Here is a 7,637-nt window from a genome sequence, read left to right as displayed (position 1 = left end):
ATTATGTTTTAGAAAAGCTAACTGTTTGCTGTCAATGGTAGCGGACGAGCAAAGCGTGGGAGCATAAGGAATTGACAGCTCTAAACCAGTCTTAACACTGAATTGGCGAAAGCCAAAGTTTCTATAAAACTTTGCTTTCCTGCCTAACGGCGAGTGAAAAAGCGGTTAAGCTGGCTCAGCTTGGACGGGGTTCGGGGCGTCAGCGCCCGAATTAATGTGGCTTGCCACACCTTTTTAGGCAACGAACGAAGTGAGGCGCAAGGAGCATAGCGACTGGAATTTAATGTGAGCCGGTTTTTGGCTCACTCCTTTGTATTTTTGTTTTAGATTTTGATCTTGTACAGCGGTGCCTCTTTTATACCTCTTTTATAAACCTCTTTTAAACCTCTTTTAGACCCCTATTGCGCCTTACTCCCCCAAGGCGTACAGAAGTTTATCGACTACATTTTGTCTGTTTATCGACTACATTTTGTCTGTTTATCGACTACATTTATTTACTCCTGTATTCAAATAAGGTAGTATTATTCAAGGAGGTTATTTTATGAGCAATGAATTAGTCAAATATGACCCTGAATTAAATACAATCCCCTTGCGAAGGTTTACTCCTGTAGAAATGAATTTGTTCTTTTCTGTAGTTTCTAGAATGCGTGATAAAGGTGATGATACTGTTAGATTTACCTTTGATCAGTTAAAAGAGTTAAGTGCCTATAAGCCAACCGCAAATAATCGGTTTATTGATGACATACAAAGTACATATCAAAAAATACTAGGTCTTAGATTTGGCTCTCGAAGTAAAGATGGTCTTGATAGAGAGATGTTTGTCATGTTCACTCGATTTGAAATTAAGGGATCTGCAGACGTTCCTTATGTTGATATTCAAATTTATCCCAAAGCGTTGAAACTTCTAAATAATCTCGAAAGTTGGGTTCGTTATGCTTTGACAGAGTTCCGAGATTTAAAGAGTAGTTACGCAAAAACAACTTTTCGTATTCTTAAACAATTCCGAACCACTGGTTATGCTTATTTTTCTAAAAATGATTTCTTTGAACTACTAGATATTCCACAAAGCTATTGGAGTAAGCCTGCGAACGTTGAATCTAGGGTTATTCGCCCAATTAAGGAAGAACTAACCCCTTTGTTTAGAGGCCTAACTATACGAAAAAAATATGGTAAAGGTCGTGGGAAACCAGTGATTGGTTATACTTTTACTTGGAAGCCTGAAAGAAAAGACGCAAACGACTTTTCTCAAGGTAAGTTCCAAGATGAGCGTCAAAAACTTTTTAATATCCAGAATAATGGTGAATTAACAGAACAAGAAAAATGGCGTGCTACCGATAAAGTTAAAGGCCTACCACTAGGCTCAACTGAAAAACAGATTTTAGCCGAACGACAGATTGAGCATGATAAAACAATAAGAGATCAGACAAGACAAGAAATGCTTGCTGAACTCCGAAAGGGGTTTGGAAAACATGCCTAAAACTATTAGAGAACTTGCTGATCAATTGAATGTCTCCAAACAGACTATTCAATATCATTACCAAAGACTACCAGCAAAGAATCGGCAAAAAGATAGTCAGGGTACAAACATGATTAGCCCTAAAGCTGAAAGGATTATCAGAGACAAAGTAGCAAAGCCTTTGGTAGCAAAGAACCAACAAACAGGTAGCAAAAAAGAGACAAAGACTAGCGAAGAAAATAATGAGCTAATCGCTACTCTAAGAAGAGAAGTAGCAGATTTAAAGTCTCAACGTGACAAACAGCTTGCTACCAAAGACCAACAAATAGATCATCTAATAAAACTGATAGATCAGCAACAACAACTTCAATTAACAACTGTAGCAGAAAATAGAGAGCTAAAAGCCCATATTCAAAAAATAAATGGCTTACTTGAAACTTCTAAGTCATCTCAGAAACGACAAAACAATTCTCCAGAAGAGGACATGTATAAAAATAAGCGCAATAAAAACTGGTGGCACTTTTGGTAAAGATTTCTTATATTAGCAAAAATTTTATATAGTTAATTAACTGAATAAATCATATTAGTGATAAAAGAGAGGGGTATATATTTTGTATAAGGGTTTTAACTTAACTTTAAATCGTGCAGATAAAATGGATTTTATGGACATTTCTTCTCAAGATCTTGAATTGTATTCATCAGGTTTACGTAAACTTCGTTCAAATTTATTGGATAGAGTTAGCTCTAATATAGATTTGAAAGATGAAACTGGAATAATAGACGTAACTAAATTAAAAAATAATTGGTTTCCAGAAAACAATTATGATGTTTTCATATCACACTCTCACAATGATGTGTTGATTGCTAAGAGAATAGCGTGTTGGTTAAAAAATGAGTTTGATATTGATGCCTTTATAGATTCAACCGTTTGGGGATACTCAAATGATCTTCTTAAAAAGATTGATGATAATTATTGTGTTTTGTCTAAAAATAAAAAAAATGGCATGATAACTTATGACTATGACAAGCGAAACTATTCAACTAGCCAAGTAAATTTGATATTGTCATCAGCATTGCATGACATGATTGATTCTTGTGAATGTATTATTTTCTTAAACACAGAAAATTCTATTAGTGTTGTTAACACTATTAAAAATAAGACTAATTCTCCATGGATATATGATGAGCTTCAAACTACTAGGCTTATAAATAAAAAAGTACCAGAAAGACTACTATTAGAGACAGAAATTAGACAATCTGATTATATCAATAAGAGTTCTAATGAACTCCCACCTTTCCAGCATGATGTAACTCAAGAACTCACCAAATTATTAAAAATAACGAGAGATGATTTAGTGAATTGGAAACGCCAGTGGAGTTCTATACAAAATAAGGGTAACCGTAAACCGTTAGATCTATTATATTCTCATAGATTATAAAACGGTCGTTATTAAATTGGGGGAAATTGTATTGGGATACAAAGTTTTTGTTTCATACAAATACAAAGATAGTAATGTAGCATCACTAAGTGGATACTATAAAAATACCGTTAGGGATTATGTTGATTACCTGCAAACTACTAAATTTAGTGGCGATGATTTAAACAAGGCCGAAAATGATGACCAAGATCTAAGCGTATTTAAAGATGAAACTATACGTACAAAATTAAAGGAAAAAATATGGGACTCGTCAGTTACTTTAGTTTTGATTTCCCCTAATATGGTTGAACGCTTCAAGCCTGAAAAAGATCAATGGATTCCATGGGAAATTGCTTATTCTTTACGTACACAAACAAGAATAACAACAAGGAGTTTACCCAACGCTATTATTGCAGTTGTTCTTCCTGATGAACTTAATAGTTATGAATATTTTATAACTCATTGGACTTATGAAGAACAAGATAATCCAAAAGAAAAGACAGTAAGAACAATACATACAGATAAAACTTTTCAAGTAATAGCTAAAAACATGTTTAATCAGAAAAATCCTGATATTAAAGAGATTTATGGAAAAACTGTCTATTTTGGTAATAGCTCATATATTACTGCTATCGAGTGGAAAGATTTTATATTAGATGTTGATGGCTGCTTAGACAGAGCTATCTCTTTAAGAAATAGCATTGCTGACTATAATATGTGCAGGAAGCCCTAATAGGCTAATTTATATTTTGGAGGATATATACGTGAAAAACGGTGAAAATAAGCGTTTGCATATTCAAATGATTGAAGACGTTATTAATCGTATGTCATCTAATTCATTTCTTATAAAAGGGTGGTCATTGACGATACTTGGTGGATTAATAACTGTGTATTTAGCTAATATCAATAAATCTATGAGCTACTTAATTTTGTTATTATGTCTCTTTTTTTGCTTAATGTTTTGGGTTAGCGATACTTTTTATCTAAGAGAGGAAAGATATTTCCGAAATCTTTATGATGTTGTAAGGAAAAAAGATGAAAAAGATATTGATTTTTCAATGCAGCCCATTAGATCCGGAGAATCTTTTTTGTGTTGTATGATGAGACCCATATTTTTGATGTCCTACTTACCAATCTTCATAGTAATTATGGGTGCTCTATTATTGTTAAGACATAATTGAAATTCAATTTTTCAAATAATACCAAAATACTTATTGCCATTTTTAGTTAAAAATCATTCAGGGTCTATAATTAACAAATAGCCCCTCAAAAACATTGAAAGAATAACCCCTAATATCTATAATGTAGATATTGGGGGTTATTTATGTGTTTATACAATTTATAGTCCCTTGATAAGGACCCTATTTATATTATTTCTGCTTCAATAATTTTTATATCTTTTTCATAATCTCTTTCTGAATAATTCTGTTCAAATCCCCTTAATAACTCTGAATTTAGTTTCTTAGCTGACATTTCCATTCCAATCATAGTTATACTTCCCGAAGTAACCCCACCAACGACTGGAACAATTTTCGCAATTCCAGAGGCTAGTCCCTTTTTGGTTAGTGTTTTGCTAGCAACTATACTAGTTATTTTTTTTAATAATGGGTACCACAAAGTTTTCATTAAAGGTTTCCCTAATATTTGTTTAGAAGCATACTTTATAGCATTAGAACTTGACACCCGCAACAAAGAAGCTGATCCATTTACTCCAGCCATTGTTCCTAAAAATAATAACAATCCATTTGTTTGAATTTTTCCATCTTCTTCGATCAAATCATCAAAATCATATATATAGGCTAATTGTTGAGCCAATCTGATGGAGTAAACCATGTTTTGAATAATATCGCCAGGTATTGTCCCTGCTATTGCAATTCCCCCGGGAATTCCAGTAAGAAAAGAAATAACAGTAGTATTTCTTACCGTTGCTGTAATTTGTTTTTGTGCAACTTTTTTTCTTTCTTTTAAGGAAATATCTAAGTGCCCATTGATAATATCTGATTCTGTTACTTTAAATACTTTTGCTAAATATTCAGATCTGTTAACATGTGCAACTGGATTTTCAACGACTAATTTTAAGAGTGAGCGAAAATCATTATTTGTGATTGCTTCTAACATTTTATTATTATTTAATGATTGCTTACCTGAATCCATTATTTCTAACTCCTTAGCATTGGTAGTTTTTAATTATATTACCGGCATAAATTGAATGGTTAATCGCTGATTAGTTGCCTGCGCAATCTCAGACAATACCCTAGTCGAAGCATTCATTGATCCATTTTCAATTCTAGCAATGGTTGATTGTGGTTTACCAATTAGACTAGCAAATGCACGTTGACTCATACCCATATTTTCACGGAGATCACGGACTTTAACTGCTACCTCTAAATTGATGTTTTCTTGTTCAACGAGTTTTGCAAAATCAGGATTGTTTTTACTTCTTTCAGTAACATATGCGTCAATTTTACTCATTGTTGGTCCTCCTTGTTAAAATACTTGCTGCGTCGATTCCGAGCAATTTTCTTTTCACTTTCTGGTGTTTTTTGCGTTTTCTTTGTGAATGCATTGGTGATTAAGTACTGAGATCCTTGTACTTGGAAATAGATAGCTCTCTGAATATTTGAAGCTCTCTTAGAACGAATCTCATAGAGATTGTTTTCTAGCTTTTTGACCCATAATTGACGTTCTGCGATGATTAGACCGTTATTTTCAATATTTTGAATGGTCGCAATTAATTTGGCAGCGTCTTTATCAGGTAATTGATCCAAAAATTGTTTAAATTCATTCCAGTCATAATAGTCAAATTCCATTTTTTTCATATTCACATGATAGCTTATTGGCTATCAAAAAGCAAACAAATATGTTATTACACAAATCCTTGGTACAAGCGGAAGTGTGAAATTCATATTTCCGCTTGTACCAAGGGATTACGTCTCCACCAACGAGGTGATTTTTATATGCAACAAATTGTCCTACCAATCAAAGATTCAAATGTACTTAATGATGTTCAAGATACTTTACTCAATAACTTTAAAGCTGGCCGGCGTAACTATACAGTTTTTCAAGTTGGCAAAGCTACGCTACTGCGAGTGAGTGATGTCATGCGCTTAAAACAAACCGATATTTTTAATCCGGACGGTTCTATTAAACAAAATGCGTTCATTCACGACCGAAAAACGGGTAAGCCTAATATCTTGTATCTTAAACCAGTTCAAACAGAGCTCTTATTGTACCGTCAATGGCTACTTAATCATAGACTAGCCTCTGAGTGGCTCTTTCCTTCCATTCAACACCCCGAGCGCCATATCACGGAAAAACAGTTCTACAAAATTATGAGTAAGGTTGGCGATCTGTTAGGAATTAATTATCTGGGTACTCATACGATGCGCAAAACCGGGGCTTATCGAGTCTACACGCAATCAAATTATAATATTGGCTTAGTCATGAATCTGCTCAATCATTCCAGTGAGGCGATGACTTTAGCTTATTTAGGTTTAGACCAGGCCAGTACCGAAACGATGCTGGATCAAATTGATTTTGGTTAGGAGGCTGGCTTTATGGATTTAGATTTTGAAACCAACAAGTATGATCTTTTTGATGATTGGCATCAAAACAAGACTAAACAAGCCTTTACACAAAAGTTGCAACAACAAGCTCAAATTGAAAAAACACAATTACCGCAATTATTGTCGCGTGAAGACTTAAAAATTCGTTGGCAGATGAACTCTCGTCAAAGTGTTCATCAAGTTGCTAATAAGCCTGATTTTCCGCAACCCGTTTTTGCTTTTAATCATGGTAAGACGCCACTTTACTTAGCAACTGAAATTCAAATTTTTGAAATTAATCACCCCTGGGTGATAACTCCTGGTGCTCGTCTTGCTTATAGTCATTGGATCCTTCGTAATGTGATTGATCAATCTTGATATTCAGCTCTAGGTTTTTGAGGGTTTACTCTAGGTTTTTTATAGTTGGCGCTAGCCTTCTAATACAAATAATACCCATCGATGGGGATTAAATCTACCCTTGACACTTGTCAAGGGTGTAAGTGCGCATTGACCTCGTTTCACTCGGTTTACTGATAACTATAAAATCTGTTTTTGCCGTTGTTGAATTGACTGTATTTTTAATTCAATTTATGTTTGCACCTAACTAAGATTGTTATGGTTTAAATATTTAAAAAGTGTTGCAGATCCCACTGTTTTAAGCCAAAATTTTTTAATTGCTTTGTGCAGATAATCTTTATAAGCTTGGTAATAAATTTTGAATAACGGTGCTATAAGATCTGTGAATTTAAACTGAAAGCATTATTTTGATGTTAGGAGTCATTAAGATTGACGAAAAGAAAGTATTAAAGCCAATTGATGAAATGCTTGCTGATCCTTGGCAAGTTGATATTCAAGAATTGTTTGAAGCTTTTGTCAATGAACCTGGCGAGATCAAAAGGAATCTGTATGATTCCCTTGATACTTATTTTTTGCAAAAAAGGCAAGAAGATATTAATAATCGTCCAGGCTTCGTTATTTAGCCCTCTAAGAGCCTGCTGAGGGCTTTTTATTTTTGTTTTGGTATAAATATATATGAATAGTCTTAAAATTGCTAGAAACGAAAAATAAGGCCCTAAAAAACGAACATAGCAGATAAGTTCTTGTTAAGATTCAAAAAAACTAACTGTTTGCTGTCAATGGTAGCGGACGAGCAAAGCGTGGGAGCATAAGGAATTGACAGCTCTAAACCAGTCTTAACACTGAATTGGCGAAAGCCAA

General features: G+C 34.0%; 11 protein-coding genes. 8 read left to right on the top strand and 3 right to left on the bottom strand.

Translation table 11 applies throughout. The annotated features are described in order from the left end of the window. The first annotated feature begins 541 nt into the window (after nucleotides 1-541). The 5 genes from ATN92_RS03415 to ATN92_RS03395 all read left to right on the top strand — a co-directional run bounded on the left by ATN92_RS03415 (nucleotide 542) and on the right by ATN92_RS03395 (nucleotide 4,055). Nucleotides 542-1,477 (top strand): replication initiation protein, encoded by a 936-nt coding sequence (locus ATN92_RS03415; RefSeq protein WP_003690715.1) that lies wholly within the window; start codon nucleotides 542-544, stop codon nucleotides 1,475-1,477. Next, nucleotides 1,470-1,985, top strand: a complete 516-nt coding sequence (locus ATN92_RS03410) for a DUF536 domain-containing protein (RefSeq protein WP_056950781.1) — start codon at nucleotides 1,470-1,472, stop codon at nucleotides 1,983-1,985. Before ATN92_RS03415 ends, ATN92_RS03410 begins: the two co-directional genes overlap by 8 nt. Before the next feature lie 82 nt (nucleotides 1,986-2,067). Beyond that, entirely contained in the window at nucleotides 2,068-2,895 is an 828-nt protein-coding gene (locus ATN92_RS03405; RefSeq protein ID WP_056950784.1) for a hypothetical protein, read from the top strand. Nucleotides 2,896-2,926: 31 nt separating this feature from the next. Beyond that, entirely contained in the window at nucleotides 2,927-3,607 is a 681-nt protein-coding gene (locus ATN92_RS03400; protein WP_056950787.1) for a TIR domain-containing protein, read from the top strand. A gap of 31 nt (nucleotides 3,608-3,638) precedes the next feature. Beyond that, a complete protein-coding gene (locus ATN92_RS03395) occupies nucleotides 3,639-4,055 on the top strand; it encodes a hypothetical protein (protein WP_056950789.1) in 417 nt (138 codons plus the stop codon). A gap of 184 nt (nucleotides 4,056-4,239) precedes the next feature. Here ATN92_RS03395 and ATN92_RS03390 read toward each other — a convergent pair whose 3' ends face one another. The 3 genes from ATN92_RS03390 to ATN92_RS03380 are packed head-to-tail and all read right to left on the bottom strand — an operon-like array spanning nucleotide 4,240 to nucleotide 5,693. Further along, nucleotides 4,240-5,028, bottom strand: coding sequence for a hypothetical protein (locus ATN92_RS03390; protein ID WP_056950792.1), 789 nt, complete (start codon nucleotides 5,026-5,028; stop codon nucleotides 4,240-4,242). A gap of 33 nt (nucleotides 5,029-5,061) precedes the next feature. Further along, the gene (locus ATN92_RS03385; protein ID WP_010015131.1) at nucleotides 5,062-5,346 is read right to left on the bottom strand and encodes a helix-turn-helix domain-containing protein; all 285 of its coding nucleotides are present in this window, start codon (nucleotides 5,344-5,346) and stop codon (nucleotides 5,062-5,064) included. Further along, nucleotides 5,343-5,693, bottom strand: coding sequence for a type II toxin-antitoxin system RelE/ParE family toxin (locus ATN92_RS03380; RefSeq protein WP_011117005.1), 351 nt, complete (start codon nucleotides 5,691-5,693; stop codon nucleotides 5,343-5,345). The genes ATN92_RS03385 and ATN92_RS03380 overlap by 4 nt, the downstream gene beginning before the upstream one ends. A gap of 138 nt (nucleotides 5,694-5,831) precedes the next feature. Here ATN92_RS03380 and ATN92_RS03375 point away from each other — a divergent pair, with 138 nt between their 5' ends. From ATN92_RS03375 to ATN92_RS03365, 3 genes are all read left to right on the top strand, one after another. After that, nucleotides 5,832-6,419 carry a site-specific integrase gene (locus ATN92_RS03375; RefSeq protein WP_056950795.1) on the top strand — a complete coding sequence of 196 codons (588 nt, stop codon included), beginning with the start codon at nucleotides 5,832-5,834 and terminating at the stop codon, nucleotides 6,417-6,419. A gap of 12 nt (nucleotides 6,420-6,431) precedes the next feature. Further along, nucleotides 6,432-6,797, top strand: a complete 366-nt coding sequence (locus ATN92_RS03370; protein ID WP_056950798.1) for a hypothetical protein — start codon at nucleotides 6,432-6,434, stop codon at nucleotides 6,795-6,797. Between the two features lie 389 nt (nucleotides 6,798-7,186). Then, nucleotides 7,187-7,399, top strand: a complete 213-nt coding sequence (locus ATN92_RS03365) for a hypothetical protein (RefSeq protein WP_087721311.1) — start codon at nucleotides 7,187-7,189, stop codon at nucleotides 7,397-7,399. Nucleotides 7,400-7,637 lie beyond the last annotated feature (238 nt).

The sequence above is a fragment of the Companilactobacillus bobalius genome, from assembly GCF_009764355.1.
The sequence above is the reverse complement of the archived record's forward strand: the minus strand, read 5'-3'. Positions and strand labels throughout refer to the sequence as shown.

What these genes read in the sequence shown, in the direction of transcription:
- ATN92_RS03415 (WP_003690715.1), top strand. Translation starts at nt 542, where the DNA reads ATGAGCAATGAATTAGTCAAATATGACCCTGAATTAAATACAATCCCC.
- ATN92_RS03410 (WP_056950781.1), top strand. Translation starts at nt 1,470, where the DNA reads ATGCCTAAAACTATTAGAGAACTTGCTGATCAATTGAATGTCTCCAAA.
- ATN92_RS03390 (WP_056950792.1), bottom strand. Translation starts at nt 5,028, where the DNA reads ATGGATTCAGGTAAGCAATCATTAAATAATAATAAAATGTTAGAAGCA.
- ATN92_RS03385 (WP_010015131.1), bottom strand. Translation starts at nt 5,346, where the DNA reads ATGAGTAAAATTGACGCATATGTTACTGAAAGAAGTAAAAACAATCCT.
- ATN92_RS03380 (WP_011117005.1), bottom strand. Translation starts at nt 5,693, where the DNA reads ATGAAAAAAATGGAATTTGACTATTATGACTGGAATGAATTTAAACAA.
- ATN92_RS03375 (WP_056950795.1), top strand. Translation starts at nt 5,832, where the DNA reads ATGCAACAAATTGTCCTACCAATCAAAGATTCAAATGTACTTAATGAT.
- ATN92_RS03370 (WP_056950798.1), top strand. Translation starts at nt 6,432, where the DNA reads ATGGATTTAGATTTTGAAACCAACAAGTATGATCTTTTTGATGATTGG.
- ATN92_RS03365 (WP_087721311.1), top strand. Translation starts at nt 7,187, where the DNA reads ATGTTAGGAGTCATTAAGATTGACGAAAAGAAAGTATTAAAGCCAATT.